The sequence below is a fragment of the Serratia aquatilis genome (assembly GCF_044865145.1).
GTDB lineage: Bacteria > Pseudomonadota > Gammaproteobacteria > Enterobacterales > Enterobacteriaceae > Chania > Chania aquatilis.
In genome coordinates this window covers 4228437-4246635 of the sequence record NZ_CP173186.1, presented here as the reverse complement: position 1 = coordinate 4246635, position 18199 = coordinate 4228437, and the positions used below count along the sequence as shown (strand labels likewise).

The window sequence follows — 18199 nt, the reverse complement described above, 5'->3', positions numbered from 1 at the left end:
CCTTATCACTTTATTTGTTAGGTCTGAGATATCCTTATCGGCAGTGCTCATCAGCCAGAAATGCGATCCATTCAAATAATGGTAAAAAAATATTCTGTTTATCAGTTGGTTAAAAATAAAACCTTACCTGTTTAATCACTATCTGTTACCGGAAAAACCGCTTAGTCATTTTGGTTATTAATTATTGCTATCCCTTATTTAATCGTTGCAATTACGCTCGTTAACCTTACAAACTCTCCTGATCTTTTCAGGAAATTAAACAGCGACTGACACTGGCTAAGCATAGGATATCCGTACTGCGATGACGACTCAGGCACCCCCACCACTTTTGCACCCGCTAACACCCGAACAGCTTTCACGCCTGCAGGCAACGATTGCTGAATATTCGCCAACGCAACTTGCATGGTTGTCTGGCTATTTTTGGGGAAAGGTTGAACAGCAGCCGGGTATCGTTGCCTCAGCGCCCGTTGCTGAAGCACCCGCAAGCAGTATTACTATTATCTCAGCTTCCCAGACGGGTAATGCTCGCCGCCTGGCCGAACAACTGCGTGACGATCTGTTGGCGGCAAAACTGAGCGTCACCTTAGTGAGCGCTGGCGACTATAAGTTCAAGCAGATTGCACAGGAACGCCTGTTAGTGGTAGTTGCCTCCACTCAAGGGGAAGGCGAACCAGCAGAGGAAGCGGTTGCTCTGCATAAATATCTGCATTCGAAAAAAGCGCCGAAGCTGAATGAAACCGCTTTTGCGGTGTTCGGTTTGGGTGATAGTTCCTATGAAAACTTCTGCCAGTCTGGGAAGGATTTTGACGCCAAGCTGGCAGAGTTGGGGGGCGAACGACTGGTTGAACGCATTGATGCCGATGTGGATTACCAGGAACTGGCTACTGCCTGGCGTAAGCAGGTGGTCGAAGTGTTTAAAGCCCGTGCCCCGGCTGAAAACAACGCGCCAACTGCGTTGGCCACTGGCGCTGTTGATCAGTTAGCCAGCAGCCCTTATAGCAAAGAGCAACCACTGACGGCACAACTGGCAGTGAAGCAGAAAATCACTGGCCGTGGTTCTGATAAAGATGTGCGGCATATCGAAATCGATCTCGGGGATTCCGGCCTGCGTTATCAACCTGGCGATGCTCTTGGCGTCTGGTTTAATAACGATCCCGCGTTAGTAGACGAACTACTGCAGCTGTTATGGCTGACAGGGGATGAGCCGGTTGAGGTTGAGGGAAAAACTCAGCCATTACGCGATGCATTGCGCAACCATTATGAACTGACGCAGAACACTTCACCTATTGTAGAGAAATATGCCGCTCTGTCGCGAGATGAATCGTTGATTGGCCTGTTGGCCGATAAAACCAAACTGCAGCACTATGCGCATAATACGCCGATTGTTGATATGGTACGGCGAGCCCCGGCCGATCTGAGTGCTGAACAGTTGCTTAGCCTGTTACGTCCGCTGGCTCCGCGCCTCTACTCCATCGCCTCATCCCAGGAAGAAAATGAAAGTGAGGTACATATTACGGTAGGGGTGGTGCGCTACGAGATTGATGGCCGCGCTCGTGCTGGCGGTGCTTCCAGCTTCCTGGCTGACCGCCTGGAGGAGGAAAGCGACCTGAATGTGTTTATTGAGCATAACGAAAACTTCCGTTTACCCGCCAATCCGGAAACGCCAATTATCATGATTGGCCCAGGCACCGGTATTGCACCTTTCCGTGCCTTTATGCAACAACGTGAGGCGGATGGAGCTGGGGGTAAGAACTGGTTGTTCTTTGGCAACCCGCATTTTACTGAAGATTTTCTGTATCAGGTTGAATGGCAGCGCTATGTGAAAGATGGATTATTGACCCGCATTGACCTGGCCTGGTCTCGAGATCAGCAACACAAAGTTTACGTGCAGGACAAACTTCGCGAGCAGGGGGCGGAAGTCTGGCGCTGGATCCAGGAGGGTGCCCATATTTATGTTTGCGGTGATGCCAACCGTATGGCGAAAGACGTTGAAAACACATTATTAGCACTGGTGGCCGAGCACGGTGGTATGGATACCGAGCTGGCGGATGAATTTTTAAGTGAGCTGCGCTTTGAGCGCCGTTATCAGCGAGATGTTTACTAATGAATGATAAACACCCTGGGCCTCTGGTGGTTGAAGGCAAACTTGCCGATGCCGAGCGCTTGAAGAAAGAGAGCGACTTCCTGCGCGGCACTATTGCGCAAGATTTAACCGACGGCCTTACCGGCGGTTTTACTGGTGACAACTTCTTGCTGATCCGTTTCCACGGTATGTACCAGCAGGATGATCGTGATATTCGTGCGGAACGTGCCGAGCAGAAGCTCGAACCTCGACATGCCATGATGCTGCGCTGCCGTTTACCTGGAGGGATCATTACCCCGCAGCAGTGGCTGGGTATCGATAAGTTCGCACAGGAAAGTACCTTGTACGGCAGCATCCGCATTACCAACCGTCAGACATTCCAGTTCCACGGCATTCTGAAAGGCAACGTTAAGCCAGCACATCAGTTGCTTAACAGTCTCGGGTTGGATGCACTGGCAACGGCCAATGATGTAAACCGTAATGTGCTCTGTACGTCGAACCCGGTAGAGTCAGAGTTGCATCAGGAAGCCTATGAATGGGCAAAGAAAATCTCCGAGCACCTGCTGCCTCGTACCCGCGCCTATGCAGAAATCTGGTTGGATAAAGAAAAGATCGCCACCACCGATGAAGAACCGATCCTGGGTGCCACGTATCTGCCGCGTAAATTCAAAACTACGGTGGTCATTCCGCCGCAAAACGATGTCGATCTGCATGCCAATGACATGAACTTCGTGGCTATTGCCGAGAACGGCAAGCTGGTGGGGTTTAACCTGTTGGTTGGCGGTGGTCTGTCTATTGAGCATGGGAATAAGAAAACCTATGCGCGAACGGCCAGTGAATTCGGTTATATCCCGCTGGAGCATACGCTTGCTGTCGCTGAAGCGGTGGTCACGACCCAGCGTGATTGGGGGAACCGGACTGACCGTAAGAATGCCAAAACCAAATACACGCTGGAGCGGGTGGGGGTTGATACCTTCCGTACTGAAGTGGAAAGACGGGCGGGCATTCGTTTCGAACCGGTGCGTCCTTATGAGTTCACTGGCCGTGGCGACCGTATTGGTTGGGTGAAAGGGGTTGATGATCTCTGGCACCTGACGCTGTTTATTGAAAATGGCCGTTTGCTCGATTATCCAGAGCGTCCATTAAAAACCGGTATGGCCGAGATTGCCAGGATCCACCAAGGCGATTTCCGCCTGACGGCAAACCAGAACCTGATCGTAGCCGGCGTGCCAGCAAGCCAGAAAGCCAGGATCGAAGCGTTGGCACGAAAACATGGCCTGATCGATGACAGCACCAGTGAACAGCGTAAAAACTCCATGGCCTGTGTGTCTTATCCCACCTGCCCACTGGCGATGGCTGAAGCCGAACGCTTCCTGCCCGCGTTTGTTACCAAGGTAGAAAGCATCATGCATCAGCATGGCGTGGCTGATGAGCATATCGTATTGCGTATTACCGGCTGTCCGAACGGCTGTGGCCGAGCGTTGCTAGCGGAGATTGGCCTTGTGGGTAAAGCGATTGGCCGCTACAACCTCCATTTGGGAGGCAATCGTGAAGGGACGCGTATTCCGCGTATGTACCGCGAAAATATCAACGAAGAGGAAATTCTACAGAATATTGACCAACTGGTAGGCCGCTGGGCAAAAGAGCGCACGGTGGGTGAAGGATTCGGCGATTTTACCATTCGAGCCGGGATTATCCAGCCGGTTACGGATCCAGCACACGATTTCTGGGATTAACATTCAAGGCTGCATTTTATATTGAGGCAACCAGCCCCTCCCTCTCTTCCATCAGGGGAGAGGGAACACATCACCATTTTCAGGAGATCTCAACATGGCTGAACTCGATCTGGTCGCGCTGAATGGATTACCAAAATCAGGGCAAGCGCTGGCACTGGCGGTGGTCAATGGTCAGTTGGAACACTTTTCGGCGCAGGAGCGTGTTGCATGGGCGCTGGAACATCTGCCGGGAGAGTTTGTGCTCTCTTCAAGTTTTGGTATTCAGGCGGCGGTATGCTTGCATCTGGTCACACGTATCAAGCCGGATATCCCGGTGATCCTGACCGATACCGGTTATCTGTTCCCAGAAACCTACCGCTTTATCGATCAGTTGGTCGATAAGCTGCAACTGAATCTACAGGTATTTCGTGCCGAGCATTCGCCTGCCTGGCAAGAAGCTCGCTACGGTAAGCTTTGGGAACTGGGGGTAGAAGGTATCGAAAAGTACAACCAGATCAACAAAGTTGAGCCGATGAACCGCGCATTGGAAACGCTGGGGGCCCAGACCTGGTTTGCTGGCTTACGCCGCGAGCAATCTGGTAGCCGTGCAAATCTGCCCGTTCTGGCTGTACAACGCGGGGTGTTCAAAATCCTGCCGATTATCGACTGGGATAACCGCCAGATTTACCAATACCTGACCGAACATGGGCTGAATTACCACCCACTATGGGAACAGGGCTATCTCTCTGTTGGTGATACCCACACCACGCGTAAATGGGAAGAGGGTATGAGCGAAGAGGAAACCCGCTTCTTTGGCTTGAAGCGTGAGTGTGGTCTGCACGAAGGCTAATTGACACATTTGTATCTATACCCGTAAACCAAAAGGGGCAAGGCCTTGGCCAAGCCCCAATTTATTTATTTTTCTTCTCTAGCGGCGTTTCAGTGTAGGCCTGTGCCAGCTCTTTAATTAGTGGCAACAGGACTTGCACAGTGTCGTGGCTGCGTTTCTCTAGCCGCCCTGGCAAGTGAGTTTCCAGATATTGCAGATTGTCGTATTGCGGACGATGCCAAGTGACCCCTTGCGGAAAATTCGGGCTTACAGCGCGCTGCTGATAACCATCTTTTTCGCCCAATGACCAGTTAGTGGCCTCTACGGCCATGACGGGAATTTTGGCCTCATCAAACACTTTTTGATCGGAACAGCAGCCAGTTCCTTTGGGGTACTCTGCACTTCCCGGATTGATCGCGGCATCAATCCCGTAGCGATGAGCGATACTCAGCGCTCGGTCTCTGGATTGTTTGGCTATCTCTGGTGCTGTGTTGCGGCCTGAATGGAAATACAGACGATCGCCAGTGATCAGACTGTCGAGATTAATCAGCAGAACGGTATTATCACGCTCTTCCTGCGTCATACGATTTAGATAGTTTTTAGCTCCCAACGACTTGAGTTCTTCACCACCGATAGCGACAAAACGCAGACTGTAGGTGGTGGGAATGCTCTTCATCCTTTGCGCCAACTCCAACATAACTCCCACGCCTGATGCGTTGTCATCAACGCCTTGTAACGTCAGACCGCCCAAATTATTGTCCACTTCATTATCACTGGTCGGCGTGTAGGTATCAAAGTGTGCCATGATGATGATCTGCTTGGGATCATCGCCATTTTTGCTGGCAATCACCGACGTTACGCTTATTTTACGCCAGTTTTCACTGGTGTCTTTGTTTGTATAAAGGTAACGGGCATCAAAGGTACGGGTATCAGCCGGGTAGCCCATCTCGATGAATTGTTGCTTCAGGTACTCTGCGGCGAGGAGTTCTGCCGGGCTGCCCGCCATGCGACCGGGAAAATAGGTGGCGATGTGACGTATCTGATTGGCAGCGAACTGGCCCATTGGGGCTTCTTTGACAGGTTTTGCAGCGACCGAAACGCTAACAACACTGCCGAGAGCGGCTATCAGCAGGCCAACTCTGAGGCAATAGCGGGATAACATACCGAAAATCCTTCTCTTGCAACGATAAAGTCGATTTTTGTGACGCTATTTTAGGCGATAAACCTTAGGTTGGCGACACATCATTAAGAGGCAAGCCTAGTATGGGATGCGTTCGCTGATTACACAATTTCTTGGTTTCTTAATTTTGCATCTGATTCATAAACTTTCATCAGGCTCCTCATCTTTAGCGTCAACAACTGCGGCCTATATTCCAGAAAGTAACTACTCATGCCTTTTCGTCATTTCAGAGGCCAAATCTCACCCCGTATAGTCACTCTATCTTTTGGTTATATGAAAAGGCCGTTGTGGACTACCTACCCCTATTTGCCGATCTGAAACAACGTCCGGTGTTGGTCGTTGGCGGCGGCGAAGTGGCTGCGCGCAAAGTTGACCTTCTTCAGCGTGCCGGAGCTGAAATACGGATAGTTGCGCAGGCGCTTTCACCGGAACTTGAGCATCTTCATCTGGAAGGACGCGTTAATTGGCTGGGCAAGGCTTTTGCGCCACAGCAGTTGGACGATGTCTTTTTGGTTATTGCTGCCACCGACGACAACGTGCTGAACGCAGAAATTTATGTCGAGGCAGATAAACGCCGGGTATTAGCCAATGTGGTTGACGATCAGCCGCGTTGTTCCTTTATTTTTCCGTCGATTATCGACCGCTCACCGCTGGTGGTTGCCGTTTCTTCCAGCGGCCAGGCTCCGGTGCTGGCGCGGATGTTACGTGAAAAGCTGGAGGCGTTACTTCCGGTCAGCCTTGGGCAGATGGCTGACTTGGCCGGTGGTTTCCGCAGCAGGGTGAAGCAACAACTCGCCTCTATCGGTGCGAGACGCCGTTTCTGGGAGAAAGCGTTCAGTGGCCGTTTTGCCACGTTGGTGGCTAGTGGCCAAACGGCACAGGCGCAGCAGCAGTTGGCACAAGATTTAGCGACCTTTGCGCAGGGGAAAGAGGCGAATCAAGGCGAGATCGCACTGGTAGGGGCAGGCCCAGGCGATGTCGGTTTGCTGACCTTACGTGGCTTGCAGGTGATGCAACAGGCTGATGTGGTGCTGTATGACCATCTGGTGAGTGAAGAGACGTTGGACTTGGTTCGTCGTGATGCTGAACGTATCTGCGTGGGCAAACGCGCAGGCGCGCACTCGGTGATTCAGGATGAAACCAATCGCCTGATGATAGAGCTGGCGCAGCAGGGGAAACGGGTTGTACGGCTTAAAGGTGGAGACCCTTTCATTTTTGGCCGTGGTGGTGAGGAGCTGCAAGTGGCTGCCGCTGCCGGTATTCCTTTCCAGGTGGTGCCGGGAGTGACGGCAGCCGCGGGAGCGACGGCTTATGCCGGTATTCCGCTGACGCACCGTGACCATGCGCAGAGCGTGACTTTTATTACCGGCCATTGCCGACCGGATAGCGACGGTTTGGACTGGGCAAACCTCGCGCGTGCACGTCAGACGCTAGCAATTTATATGGGCACCATGAAAGCGGCCGATATCAGCAGCAATCTAATTGCCCATGGCCGTGACGCCGATACGCCGGTGGCAGTTATCAGCCGTGGCACACGGGCGGACCAATGGGTTCAGACAGGTACCCTGCAACAACTTGACCAATTGGCTCAGCAGGCACCGTTACCGGCACTACTGGTGATCGGTGAAGTGGTGGAGCTACATCATCAAATCGCCTGGTTTGGGCATCAACAGCAGATGGCGAGTGCAGCACGCCCAGCCGTCGTGAATTTGGCTTAAGGATCTGTTATGGACGAAAAACGACTCACTCATTTGCGGCAATTGGAGGCGGAAAGTATCCACATTATCCGTGAAGTGGCCGCAGAATTTGGCAATCCGGTGATGCTCTATTCCATCGGTAAAGACTCCTCCGTCATGCTGCATCTTGCACGCAAGGCGTTTTACCCAGGCACGTTACCCTTCCCATTACTGCATGTGGATACCGGCTGGAAGTTCCGCGAAATGTACCAATTCCGCGATCAGACGGCTAAAGAGTATGGCTTTGAATTACTGATACATAAAAACCCGGAAGGTGTGGCAATGGGCATCAACCCCTTTGTTCACGGCAGTGCCAAGCACACCGATATCATGAAAACCGAAGGTTTGAAACAAGCGCTGAACAAATACGGCTTTGATGCCGCTTTTGGCGGGGCTCGCCGTGACGAAGAAAAATCCCGCGCCAAGGAACGTATCTATTCCTTCCGCGATCGCTTCCATCGTTGGGATCCTAAAAACCAGCGCCCTGAACTGTGGCACAACTATAACGGCCAGATTAACAAAGGTGAGAGCATTCGCGTCTTCCCGCTGTCGAACTGGACCGAACTGGATATTTGGCAATACATCTTCCTGGAGAAGATTGACATTGTGCCGCTATACCTGGCTAAACCGCGTCCAGTGGTTGAGCGTGATGGCATGCTGCTGATGGTGGATGATGACCGTATCGATCTGCAGTTGGGTGAAGTGATCAGCCAACGTATGGTGCGCTTCCGTACCCTCGGTTGCTGGCCATTGACTGGCGCGGTAGATTCTGAGGCGCAGACGTTGCCGGAAATCATTGAAGAAATGCTGATCTCCACCACCAGTGAGCGTCAGGGACGCATGATCGATCGTGACCAATCTGGCTCGATGGAGCTGAAAAAGCGCCAAGGGTATTTCTGAGGAGTGTGGCCCGATGAATAACGTTATTGCACAACAAATTGCTGAACAGGGCGGAGTAGAGGCTTATCTGCACGCGCAGCAGCACAAGAGTCTGCTGCGGTTCCTGACCTGCGGCAGCGTCGATGACGGCAAAAGCACCCTGATTGGCCGCTTGCTGCATGATACCCGCCAGATTTATGAAGATCAGCTTTCGACACTGCATACCGATAGCAAACGCATTGGTACCCAGGGTGAGAAGCTCGATCTGGCGTTGCTGGTCGATGGCTTGCAGGCGGAACGTGAGCAGGGCATCACTATCGACGTTGCCTACCGCTATTTCTCGACTGAAAAGCGGAAGTTTATTATTGCCGACACACCGGGGCATGAGCAGTACACCCGTAATATGGCAACAGGTGCGTCCACTTGTGACTTGGCGATCCTGTTGATCGATGCGCGCAAAGGTGTACTTGATCAAACTCGTCGTCATAGCTTTATTGCCACTTTGCTGGGTATCCGCCATTTGGTTGTGGCGGTGAACAAGATGGATCTGGTGGATTACAGCGAAACGGTATTTGAGCAGTTCAAACAGGATTACCTGACGTTTGCTGAGCAGTTGCCAAACGATCTGGACATTAAATTTGTCCCACTCTCCGCGTTGGATGGTGACAACGTGGCAGTACAGAGTGTGCAAATGCCCTGGTACAGTGGCCCAACGCTGCTGGAAGTCTTGGAGAGTGTGGATGTCATAAGCCGAAGGGAGAGCCAGCCACTGCGCTTCCCGGTGCAGTACGTCAACCGCCCTAATCTTGATTTCCGTGGCTATGCTGGCACCTTGTCTGCTGGCGTTGTCAGCGTGGGGCAGCGCGTTAAGGTATTGCCTTCTGGCGTGGTGTCAACGGTGGCACGCATCGTAACTTTCGATGGCGATCTGCAGCAAGCGCATCCCGGAGAAGCAATCACGCTGGTGCTGAAAGACGAGGTAGATATTAGCCGTGGCGACTTGCTGGTGGACGCCAGCGAAACCCTCCAAACAGCGCAGAGTGCCTTGGTGGATACTGTGTGGATGGCCGAGCAGTCACTATTACCGGGCCAAAGCTATGACATCAAGATTGCAGGTAAGAAAACGCGCGCTCGCGTTGAGAATATTCGTCATCAGGTAGAGATAAATTCACTGGCTGAGTACCATGCCGATGTTTTGCCATTGAATGGTATTGGGCTGGTGGAACTGACCTTTGACGAGCCACTGGTGCTGGATAGTTATCAGCAGAATCATGATACCGGCAGTTTGATCTTTATTGACCGTTTGAGCAACGTAACGGTCGGTGCCGGGCTGATCCGTGAGGCTCTCCATACGGATAGCAAGGTAGCCGCTGGTGACTTCAGTGCGTTTGAGCTGGAACTCAATGCGCTGGTACGCAAACACTTTCCCCATTGGGGCGCGCGCGATTTGCTCAAAGGTGAATAGAGTGGCAGAGCTACCGTTGCGGCCAATCGGGCCGGATGATGAAAATGTGGTGTGGCATCCGCATGCGATAACGCGTGCGGAGCGTGAAACGGCTAACGGCCATCGCGGCGTGGTGCTGTGGTTTACTGGGCTTTCTGGCTCAGGTAAATCGACCGTTGCCGGAGCGTTGGAACAGGCCTTGTACCCGTTGGGCGTCAACACCTATCTGCTGGATGGTGACAATGTGCGTCATGGCCTATGCCGCGATCTGGGGTTTTCTGAAAATGACCGGCGCGAGAATATTCGCCGGGTTGGTGAAGTAGCTAAACTGATGGTGGATGCCGGGCTGGTGGTGTTGACTGCGTTTATCTCCCCCCATCGTGTTGAGCGGCAAATGGTGAAAGACATGCTCGATGAAGGGCAATTTATTGAAGTATTTGTCGATACACCGTTGGCGATTTGTGAGGCACGGGATCCAAAAGGGCTTTACAAGAAAGCGCGGGCTGGTGAATTGCGTAACTTCACCGGTATTGACTCAGTTTATGAGGCTCCTCAACAGCCTGATGTGCACTTGGATGGCGAACAATTGGTAACAAATTTGACTGCGCAATTGTTAGACGTTCTTCGTGGTCAGGCTATTATCAAATCCTGAATTTAGGAAAGCGCATGGTGTATTTTGTCCGTGCGCTTTTTATCCCAAACCCGCCTCGTCGCGTGGCCCGTACCGTGTTTTTCATGTTGAATGCCTGGCTGGCAGCAACTTGAAATATATTTGGGTGAAAAACTGAACAACCAGGGATCGCTATGCAAAATGCCATACCAGTAATGATCGATAATAAACAGGAGGAAGAGGAGCGCTCTTACTCGTTTCTTGGCGGGATTAGTGGTTTTGTATTTTACTGGCTGGCGCTCTCACTCCCCTTTATGGTCTACGGCTCCAATACGCTGTTTTTCCTGCTCTATACCTGGCCGTTTTTCCTAGCCCTGATGCCAGTCTCCGTACTGCTGGGTGTCGCTTTCAGCATGCTATTGCGTGGTCGGTTGATCCTTACCCTATTGGTGACTGGTGCCAGCGTGATCTGCCTGTTCTGGCTGTTATTCAGCTTTCTGAGCGGTTGGTAAGAAACAGGGCGCGGTTCTGCGCCCTGATGTGTAAGGCTATAAAACCTTGCTTAAAAATGCCTGAGTACGCGGATTGCTCGGGTTGCTGAAAATCTGCAGCGGTGTCCCTTCTTCCTGAATGATCCCTTGGTCAATAAACAATACGCGATCCGCAACCTCGCGGGCGAATCCCATTTCATGGGTAACCACCACCATGGTCATACCTTCCTCGGCCAGTGATTTCATCACGGCCAATACTTCGCCTACTAACTCAGGATCGAGCGCCGAAGTGGGCTCATCGAACAGCATGATTTTCGGTTCCATTGCCAGTGCCCGAGCAATGGCCACGCGTTGCTGCTGCCCCCCTGACAGGCTATTGGGGTAGGCATCGATTTTATCCAGCAGACCCACTTTGCGGAGTAATACCTCAGCCCGTTCAATGGCTTCTGCGCGCGATAGCTTCTTAACATCTATCGGCGCCATGATGATATTTTCCAACACGGTCATATGTGGGAACAGGTTAAACCGCTGAAATACCATTCCTACGCTTTCACGCATTTTGTTCAGATCGGTCTTCTGACTGTGAATGGCAAAGCCATTAACGTCGATCTCACCACCAGAAAGTGTTTCCAGCGCATTGATACAGCGTAGAAAAGTACTCTTTCCTGAACCGGAAGGGCCGATAATGCATACCACTTCAGTTGGCGCGATCTGGCAAGAGATGCCGCGCAGCACGTGGCTTTCACCAAATTGTTTTTGCAGATTATGTACGCGAATCACTTTTACCGAACCTTTTTTCCATGTGTTGAACCAACAGCGAGAGCAGGAAGGTGAGAACCCAATAAACCAGTGAAATGGTCAAGTACGGTTCCCAGTAAGTTGCGTATGCACCGGAAACGGTTCGAGCGGCGTAGGCCAGATCGGCAAGACCAATCGCAGAGGCCAGTGACGAATCCTTGACGATGGCAATGGCGTTATTACCCAACGGTGGCAACATGCGGCGGAATGCCTGTGGCAGGATCACCTTACGCATGGTTTTACCGTAACTCATCCCCAGTGAACGTGAAGCCTCCATCTGCCCACGATCGATCGACTGGATACCAGCGCGGAAGATTTCTGATACATAAGCCCCGGCATTCAACGTGATGGCTACTACGCAAGAAAGAAATGCACCGTAATCGGAGCGCAACGCGCGGGCAAAGTCGACACTCATCAAGCCACTGCTGACCAGTAAACCGTCGCGCGGATTGATAAACAGCGGCACCAGTGCAAAGTGTACCACCATGATTTGCACGAACAGTGGTGTCCCCCTGAAGGCGCTGATGTAGATACGTACCGGCCATTGGATGCCATAGTGCAGGATCGGTTTCCATACGCCGTGCGGAGCTTGAGCCAGGCGGCCCAACCCAAGGAAGAGCCCCCAGGTAGTACCCAGGATCACACAGATAATAGTGCATTTGATGGTCATCCAGGCACCTTCCATAAACAGCGGTGCGTATTCCTGAATGATCTCCCAACGGAATGCTGACAAAATATTTTCCTTACGGTGCTTATGCGAACTTATAGCGTATTGACGCTAAGGGACTACGTCTACGAGCCCCTTAGCGAGATTGAGGTTTTATTCGGTTGGTAACGAAGGTACGTTGCTGTCGAACCAGGTCTGGTAGATCTTGGCGTAGGTGCCATCGGCGATGATTTTCTTCAGACCGCTGTTGATCTTGTTACGCAGCTCTTCATTCCCTTTCGCGACCGCGATACCGAAATACTGGCGCTCAAACTTGGCATCTGAAACCAGTTTGAACTCTTTTTCCGGGTGGGTTTTGATGTAGAACTTGGCGACGCCAACATCGCCCACGGCGGCACCGATGCCATCTTCATACAGTTCTTGCAGCATTAATGGTGTGTTGTCGAAACGCTTGATGGCGGTGCTGTTCTTACCCAGGGTGTCAGAAACCACAATATCGCCGGTACTGGAGTTGACTACGCCCACTTTTAGCGCTTTCAGTGCGGCGATGGAATCCACATTTGAATCCTTCGGCACCACAATGGCTTGTTCTGCGGGGAAGTAAGGCGCGGAGAAGTCGACCATTTGCTTGCGCTTATCGGTGATCGTAATACCAGAAATGATGATGTCGCGATCGCCAGAGTTCAGGGTGGCAAAGATGCCTTCCCACGGTGTATTCACCAGTTTCACCTGGAAACCTTCCACGTTGGCTACCGCTTTGATGATATCAATATCAAAGCCTTCCAACTGCTTACTGCTGTTTTCAAATTCAAACGGACGGTAAGTACCACCTGAACCCACTACGTATATCGGCTCAGCAGCAAAGGAAGAAACGGAAAACGTGGCCATAAGGCAGGCACTGATTAGAACTAAACGTTTTAACATGGACGATCCCTGATGAGTAAAGGTAATAGTATATATGGTTTATTATGCAAATTAATTGCATAAAATTAAACTTAAATGAATAGGAATGCAACCCCTGGCTGAAGAACAAAGTGCTAATAGTGTTAAATATGAATAATTATATAAAATATGGTTGAAGTGTCGGCAGAAATGGCGACTCACCAGTTCTTATTACTGCATGACATGGCAAGTTGACAGAGAGCCGGGTGTGCCTCGACAGAGCGGCTATATATGCCGCACTCGGTTGAAAAACAGTAGCTAAACTCAGTAAGTTCTTATTCTGCTATACATCCGGTGGTTAAAAGCCGCTACCGGTGTGGAGTCCAACGGAAAGTTGTGGGATGATTAGCCGGTTTTTTAGGGGGCGGAGATGGGAAAACTTACGCTGCTATTGCTGGCATTGCTCGGCTGGTTGCAGTACTCACTGTGGTTAGGAAAGAATGGTATTCACGACTATGTGCGAGTCAATGAAGATGTTGTGGCTCAGCAAAGTAATAATGCCAAACTAAAAGCGCGTAACGATCAGCTGTTTGCCGAGATCGATGACTTGAACGGCGGTCAGGAAGCGATAGAAGAACGCGCACGCAATGAACTGGGTATGATTAAACCCGGTGAGACTTTCTATCGCCTGGTTCCTGAGCAATCCAGACGCAGCAGTGCGTCCCCATCGCAAAATAACCCACAAAAATAGCGTATGAAACATACCGCAGGCCCCTTATCTCGAGTGATTGCCGTTATTCCTGCAGCAGGTATTGGCAGCCGTATGCAGTCCGATTGCCCGAAACAGTATTTAACTATCGGACATCAAACTATTCTCGAGCACGCGATCCACGCTTTGCTGCGCCATCCGCGTATCACCCGGGCGATCGTTGCTATCAGTGCCGAAGACCACCAGTTTCAGACGTTGCCTATTGCCCAGGATCCGCGAGTGCTGGTGACCGTGGGGGGGAAGCAACGCGCAGATTCCGTGATGGCCGGGCTTGAACTAGCTGGTAACGCCGAATGGGTTCTGGTTCATGATGCGGCCCGCCCATGCCTGCATGCGGACGATCTGGCGCGTTTATTAGCGATCACCGATCACAGTTCAGTTGGCGGCATTCTTGCTGCACCGGTGCGTGATACCATGAAGCGTGCGGAAGTGGGCCAAAATGCCATTTCGCACACCGTTGAGCGCCAGGACCTGTGGCATGCACTGACACCGCAGCTGTTTCCGTTGGAACTGCTAAAATTCTGCCTGCGGCGTGCTCTGGATGAAGGAGCGATAGTCACCGATGAGGCCTCAGCACTCGAGCATTGTGGTTATCATCCGCTGCTGGTAGCTGGGCGCTCGGATAATATTAAGGTGACGCGGCCAGAGGATTTGACACTGGCGGCGTTCTATTTGACGCAGTTGAACAACTAAAGGAGCGCATATGCGTATCGGTCACGGTTTTGATGTGCATAAATTTGGCGGCGAAGGTCCGCTGGTGATCGGTGGTGTTCGCATTCCTTTTGAAAAAGGTCTGCTTGCTCATTCTGATGGCGACGTTGCGCTGCATGCAGCTACTGATGCTCTGCTTGGCGCTGCAGCATTGGGTGACATTGGCCGGCTTTTCCCGGATACCGATCCGAAATTCAAAGGGGCAGATAGCCGCGAGTTATTGCGCGAGGCATGGAAACGCATTCGCGCCAAAGGTTATCGTCTGGGGAATCTGGATGTCACCATCATTGCGCAGGCACCGAAGATGGCACCGCATATTCCTCAGATGCGGATCTTTCTGGCAGAAGATCTGCAGTGCCATATGGATGACATTAACGTGAAAGCAACGACTACCGAACAACTTGGTTTTACCGGGCGTGGTGAGGGAATTGCCTGTGAAGCGGTTGCCTTGCTGATCAGGGAATAACGCATGGATATGTTAAATCTGACCTGGTTGCACGGTAAACCACAAGCCTCGGGGGTGTTGAAAGCCAATCCCGAAGATTTTGTCGTCGTTGAGGATTTAGGGTTTACGCCAGATGGTGAGGGCGAGCATCTGCTGGTGAATATCCGAAAAAACGGCTGTAATACTCAGTTTGTAGCCGATAATCTGGCCAAATTTGCGGGCATACCTGCACGTTCGGTCAGCTACGCGGGTCTGAAAGATCGCCACGCGGTCACCGAACAGTGGTTTTGCCTGCATTTGCCGGGTAAGGAGTCGCCCGATCTTACGCAGTTCGTGCTGGAAGGTTGTGAAGTGCTGCAGTCTGCCCGCCATTTACGCAAGCTGCGAATTGGCACGCTGAAAGGCAATGATTTCACTCTGGTACTGCGCCATATCAGCGATCGTCAGCAAGTAGAACAACGTTTGCAGGCCATTGCTGCGAGCGGCGTACCGAATTATTTTGGCAGCCAGCGATTCGGCCATGGCGGAAATAACCTAGTCATGGCGCGCCGTTGGGCAAAAGATGAGATCCGCGTCAAGGAGCGTAGCAAGCGCAGTTTCTATCTTTCTGCCAGTCGCAGTGCATTGTTCAATACCGTTGTCAGTCAGCGTTTGGCCAATCACCAACAGAAAACGGTAATGGTAGGGGATGCGTTGCAGCTGGCTGGTCGCGGCAGTTGGTTCGTAGCCAAAGAGGATGAATTGGCTGGCCTGCAACAGCGGTTAGAGATGGGGGAACTGATGGTTACCGCCCCGTTGCCGGGAGACGGCGAACTGGGTACCACCGAGGACGCCGCTGAGTTTGAACGGCAGTGTTTGGTTGAACAACCAGAATTACTAACGCTTTTAAAGCGTGAGCGCGTTGAACCTGCTCGACGGGCGCTGCTATTGCAACCGCAGAAAATGCATTGGAACTGGCTGGATGATGCGACGGTTGAACTTCGTTTCTGGTTACCGGCAGGCAGCTTTGCGACCAGCGTAGTGCGCGAAATCATACTGCAGGATAACGGCGATGCGGATATTACTGAGTAATGATGATGGCGTCAGCGCACCAGGTATCCAGATACTGGCAGCAGCGCTGCGTGAGTTTGCCGAGGTGCAGGTTGTGGCGCCGGATCGTAACCGCAGTGGGTCTTCCAATGCGCTTACGCTTGGATCCCCACTGTGTACGCTGACCCTTCCTAATGGCGACATTGCCGTTCAGCAAGGAACGCCTACCGACTGCGTTTATCTTGGTGTCAATGCCCTGGTGCTGCCAGCCCCCGATATTGTGGTTTCTGGCATTAACGCCGGGCCTAATCTGGGCGATGATGTCATCTATTCCGGTACGGTTGCTGCTGCGATGGAAGGCCGCCACTTGGGCTTGCCGGCCATTGCTGTTTCACTCAATGGCCACCAGCATTATGAGACAGCGGCGGTGATCACCTGCCGCCTGCTACGCGCATTGCAACGCGAGCCGTTGCGCACTGGTAGAATTCTTAATGTTAACGTACCTGATTTACCATTGGCAGAACTTAAAGGGATACGGGTTACCCGCTGTGGCAGCCGGCATCCCGCCGACAAGGTGTTCAGCCAGGAGGATCCGTACGGCCATAAATTATATTGGATCGGCCCTCCGGGTGATAAATTTGATGCGGGCCCAGATACTGATTTCGCAGCGGTAGAGCAGGGCTATGTGTCCTTGACGCCCTTGCAGGTAGATTTGACCGCCTATGGGGCACAGGATGTAATGACAGCATGGTTAGCCAAGGCAGAGGTTAACGGAAAATGGTGAACAAACGCATGCAAACATTGCTGACGCTGTTACGCCAGCAGGGGATCAGGGATGAACGGTTGCTCAAGGCAATCGCAGAAGTCCCCCGCGAGCGTTTTGTTGACGAAGCGCTGGCCCACAAGGCTTATGAAAACACGGCATTGCCCATTGGGTCGGGGCAGACAATCTCCCAGCCCTATATGGTTGCACGCATGACTGAACTGCTTGGTTTACAGCCTACCTCTAGAGTTCTTGAGATCGGCACAGGTTCTGGTTATCAGACTGCGATCCTGGCACATCTGGTGCAACATGTCTGTTCTGTTGAGAGGATTAAAGGACTTCAGTGGCAAGCGAAGCGCCGTTTGAAACAGCTTGATTTGCACAACGTATCAACACGCCATGGTGATGGTTGGCAGGGCTGGTCATCGCGCGGGCCTTTTGATGCGATCATCGTAACGGCGGCACCACCCGAAATTCCGCAGGCACTAATGCAACAGTTGGATGATGGCGGTGTGTTGGTGCTGCCAGTCGGACAACAGACACAGGTTTTACAATGTATTCAACGGCGTGGTGATGACTTTGCCGTTAATTCCGTTGAGGCGGTGCGCTTTGTGCCGCTGGTTAAGGGTGAACTGGCTTAGCCTGCGAATAAAATGCTGCCACAGAAGAAATCTGTTGCACTTTCAAAACGTCTGAGTAAGGTTTTAGCGTTCCGATGGTATTAATTTTCAATATCATGGCGTTTTACCACGGCTTATGAGTAAGGCGTTGCTGTTGGGCTGTGTCCCCTGAGGTTGACGAAACTCAAGGCGTACAGGGGAGTGTTTGAAACTAGCAACGCTATAGTTTAAAAGACGACGGGTATCGTTGTTTTATTGTGTGGTAGTGCCAATGTATCTGCATCGGCGGCACTGCTTTTTGAATCTCCGGCGGGAAACCTACTGGTATTCAGTGATCGGTCGGGGAAATCCTTCGTTGTAATACTGAGGCAACGCTATGCCCAATGGATTACAAGTTGTAGTGGGGGAGTCAGAGTGCAATATCTGCTTGAAAACGCGCTGAAAACCACGCTAGAGCTGTAAAGACAACCGGTATGATGCTCAGCTACGCTGTAAGGGTATTTTGGAAATAACGCTGATATTGCTGTCATGGGGGAAGCATGAGCACG

Annotated in this window: 18 protein-coding genes; 14 read left to right on the top strand and 4 right to left on the bottom strand. The window is 51.8% G+C overall.

The window, feature by feature from the left end; translation table 11 throughout:
- The first annotated feature begins 301 nt into the window (after positions 1 to 301).
- The 3 genes from cysJ (at position 302) to cysH (ending at position 4648) form a co-directional block, all read left to right on the top strand.
- The gene (gene cysJ, locus SAQUA_RS19190; protein WP_380678419.1) at positions 302 to 2104 is read left to right on the top strand and encodes an NADPH-dependent assimilatory sulfite reductase flavoprotein subunit; all 1803 of its coding nucleotides are present in this window, start codon (positions 302 to 304) and stop codon (positions 2102 to 2104) included.
- Complete coding sequence (gene cysI, locus SAQUA_RS19185) at positions 2104 to 3819, top strand: assimilatory sulfite reductase (NADPH) hemoprotein subunit (RefSeq protein WP_380678417.1); 1716 nt, start codon at positions 2104 to 2106, stop codon at positions 3817 to 3819. The genes cysJ and cysI overlap by 1 nt, the downstream gene beginning before the upstream one ends.
- A gap of 94 nt (positions 3820 to 3913) precedes the next feature.
- Positions 3914 to 4648 (top strand): phosphoadenosine phosphosulfate reductase, encoded by a 735-nt coding sequence (gene cysH / locus SAQUA_RS19180; protein WP_380678415.1) that lies wholly within the window; start codon positions 3914 to 3916, stop codon positions 4646 to 4648.
- 61 nt (positions 4649 to 4709) lie between these two features.
- Here the strand turns inward: cysH and SAQUA_RS19175 are convergent, their stop codons facing one another.
- On the bottom strand, positions 4710 to 5789 hold the full coding sequence (locus SAQUA_RS19175; protein WP_380678413.1) for an aminopeptidase: 1080 nt from the start codon (positions 5787 to 5789) through the stop codon (positions 4710 to 4712).
- A gap of 305 nt (positions 5790 to 6094) precedes the next feature.
- Between SAQUA_RS19175 and cysG the strand changes: the two genes are divergently transcribed.
- The 5 genes from cysG (at position 6095) to SAQUA_RS19150 (ending at position 10988) form a co-directional block, all read left to right on the top strand.
- Positions 6095 to 7525 (top strand): siroheme synthase CysG, encoded by a 1431-nt coding sequence (cysG, locus tag SAQUA_RS19170; protein ID WP_380678411.1) that lies wholly within the window; start codon positions 6095 to 6097, stop codon positions 7523 to 7525.
- 9 nt (positions 7526 to 7534) lie between these two features.
- Positions 7535 to 8443, top strand: coding sequence for a sulfate adenylyltransferase subunit CysD (cysD, locus tag SAQUA_RS19165; protein ID WP_380678409.1), 909 nt, complete (start codon positions 7535 to 7537; stop codon positions 8441 to 8443).
- A 13-nt stretch (positions 8444 to 8456) separates the two neighbouring features.
- The gene (cysN, locus tag SAQUA_RS19160) at positions 8457 to 9887 is read left to right on the top strand and encodes a sulfate adenylyltransferase subunit CysN (protein ID WP_380678407.1); all 1431 of its coding nucleotides are present in this window, start codon (positions 8457 to 8459) and stop codon (positions 9885 to 9887) included.
- A complete protein-coding gene (gene cysC / locus SAQUA_RS19155; protein WP_380678405.1) occupies positions 9826 to 10518 on the top strand; it encodes an adenylyl-sulfate kinase in 693 nt (230 codons plus the stop codon). Before cysN ends, cysC begins: the two co-directional genes overlap by 62 nt.
- Positions 10519 to 10670: 152 nt before the next feature.
- Positions 10671 to 10988, top strand: coding sequence for a DUF3561 family protein (locus tag SAQUA_RS19150; RefSeq protein ID WP_380678403.1), 318 nt, complete (start codon positions 10671 to 10673; stop codon positions 10986 to 10988).
- A 36-nt stretch (positions 10989 to 11024) separates the two neighbouring features.
- Here the strand turns inward: SAQUA_RS19150 and SAQUA_RS19145 are convergent, their stop codons facing one another.
- The 3 genes from SAQUA_RS19145 to SAQUA_RS19135 form a co-directional block, all read right to left on the bottom strand.
- Positions 11025 to 11747, bottom strand: coding sequence for an amino acid ABC transporter ATP-binding protein (locus tag SAQUA_RS19145; protein ID WP_380678401.1), 723 nt, complete (start codon positions 11745 to 11747; stop codon positions 11025 to 11027).
- Positions 11731 to 12498: an amino acid ABC transporter permease gene (locus SAQUA_RS19140; protein ID WP_380678399.1), complete on the bottom strand. Its 768-nt coding sequence runs from the start codon at positions 12496 to 12498 to the stop codon at positions 11731 to 11733. The genes SAQUA_RS19145 and SAQUA_RS19140 overlap by 17 nt, the downstream gene beginning before the upstream one ends.
- 87 nt (positions 12499 to 12585) lie before the next feature.
- Positions 12586 to 13356, bottom strand: a complete 771-nt coding sequence (locus SAQUA_RS19135) for a basic amino acid ABC transporter substrate-binding protein (protein ID WP_380678397.1) — start codon at positions 13354 to 13356, stop codon at positions 12586 to 12588.
- Between the two features lie 388 nt (positions 13357 to 13744).
- Between SAQUA_RS19135 and ftsB the strand changes: the two genes are divergently transcribed.
- The 6 genes from ftsB to SAQUA_RS19105 are packed head-to-tail and all read left to right on the top strand — an operon-like array spanning position 13745 to position 17672.
- Positions 13745 to 14065 (top strand): cell division protein FtsB, encoded by a 321-nt coding sequence (gene ftsB / locus SAQUA_RS19130; protein ID WP_380678395.1) that lies wholly within the window; start codon positions 13745 to 13747, stop codon positions 14063 to 14065.
- A 3-nt stretch (positions 14066 to 14068) separates the two neighbouring features.
- Positions 14069 to 14776: a 2-C-methyl-D-erythritol 4-phosphate cytidylyltransferase gene (gene ispD / locus SAQUA_RS19125; protein WP_380678393.1), complete on the top strand. Its 708-nt coding sequence runs from the start codon at positions 14069 to 14071 to the stop codon at positions 14774 to 14776.
- Positions 14777 to 14786: 10 nt separating this feature from the next.
- The gene (gene ispF, locus SAQUA_RS19120; RefSeq protein ID WP_380678391.1) at positions 14787 to 15260 is read left to right on the top strand and encodes a 2-C-methyl-D-erythritol 2,4-cyclodiphosphate synthase; all 474 of its coding nucleotides are present in this window, start codon (positions 14787 to 14789) and stop codon (positions 15258 to 15260) included.
- A gap of 3 nt (positions 15261 to 15263) precedes the next feature.
- Positions 15264 to 16310: a tRNA pseudouridine(13) synthase TruD gene (truD, locus tag SAQUA_RS19115; protein ID WP_380678389.1), complete on the top strand. Its 1047-nt coding sequence runs from the start codon at positions 15264 to 15266 to the stop codon at positions 16308 to 16310.
- Complete coding sequence (gene surE, locus SAQUA_RS19110; protein WP_380678387.1) at positions 16291 to 17052, top strand: 5'/3'-nucleotidase SurE; 762 nt, start codon at positions 16291 to 16293, stop codon at positions 17050 to 17052. The genes truD and surE overlap by 20 nt, the downstream gene beginning before the upstream one ends.
- Entirely contained in the window at positions 17046 to 17672 is a 627-nt protein-coding gene (locus SAQUA_RS19105; RefSeq protein ID WP_380678385.1) for a protein-L-isoaspartate(D-aspartate) O-methyltransferase, read from the top strand. Before surE ends, SAQUA_RS19105 begins: the two co-directional genes overlap by 7 nt.
- Positions 17673 to 18199 lie beyond the last annotated feature (527 nt).

Coding starts and splice junctions, on each gene's coding strand:
- cysJ (WP_380678419.1), top strand. CDS start 302: ATGACGACTCAGGCACCCCCACCACTTTTGCACCCGCTAACACCCGAA.
- ispD (WP_380678393.1), top strand. CDS start 14,069: ATGAAACATACCGCAGGCCCCTTATCTCGAGTGATTGCCGTTATTCCT.
- SAQUA_RS19175 (WP_380678413.1), bottom strand. CDS start 5,789: ATGTTATCCCGCTATTGCCTCAGAGTTGGCCTGCTGATAGCCGCTCTC.
- cysN (WP_380678407.1), top strand. CDS start 8,457: ATGAATAACGTTATTGCACAACAAATTGCTGAACAGGGCGGAGTAGAG.
- ispF (WP_380678391.1), top strand. CDS start 14,787: ATGCGTATCGGTCACGGTTTTGATGTGCATAAATTTGGCGGCGAAGGT.
- SAQUA_RS19150 (WP_380678403.1), top strand. CDS start 10,671: ATGCAAAATGCCATACCAGTAATGATCGATAATAAACAGGAGGAAGAG.
- cysH (WP_380678415.1), top strand. CDS start 3,914: ATGGCTGAACTCGATCTGGTCGCGCTGAATGGATTACCAAAATCAGGG.
- surE (WP_380678387.1), top strand. CDS start 16,291: ATGCGGATATTACTGAGTAATGATGATGGCGTCAGCGCACCAGGTATC.
- SAQUA_RS19105 (WP_380678385.1), top strand. CDS start 17,046: ATGGTGAACAAACGCATGCAAACATTGCTGACGCTGTTACGCCAGCAG.
- cysD (WP_380678409.1), top strand. CDS start 7,535: ATGGACGAAAAACGACTCACTCATTTGCGGCAATTGGAGGCGGAAAGT.
- truD (WP_380678389.1), top strand. CDS start 15,264: ATGGATATGTTAAATCTGACCTGGTTGCACGGTAAACCACAAGCCTCG.
- ftsB (WP_380678395.1), top strand. CDS start 13,745: ATGGGAAAACTTACGCTGCTATTGCTGGCATTGCTCGGCTGGTTGCAG.
- SAQUA_RS19135 (WP_380678397.1), bottom strand. CDS start 13,356: ATGTTAAAACGTTTAGTTCTAATCAGTGCCTGCCTTATGGCCACGTTT.
- cysC (WP_380678405.1), top strand. CDS start 9,826: ATGCGCTGGTACGCAAACACTTTCCCCATTGGGGCGCGCGCGATTTGC.
- cysI (WP_380678417.1), top strand. CDS start 2,104: ATGAATGATAAACACCCTGGGCCTCTGGTGGTTGAAGGCAAACTTGCC.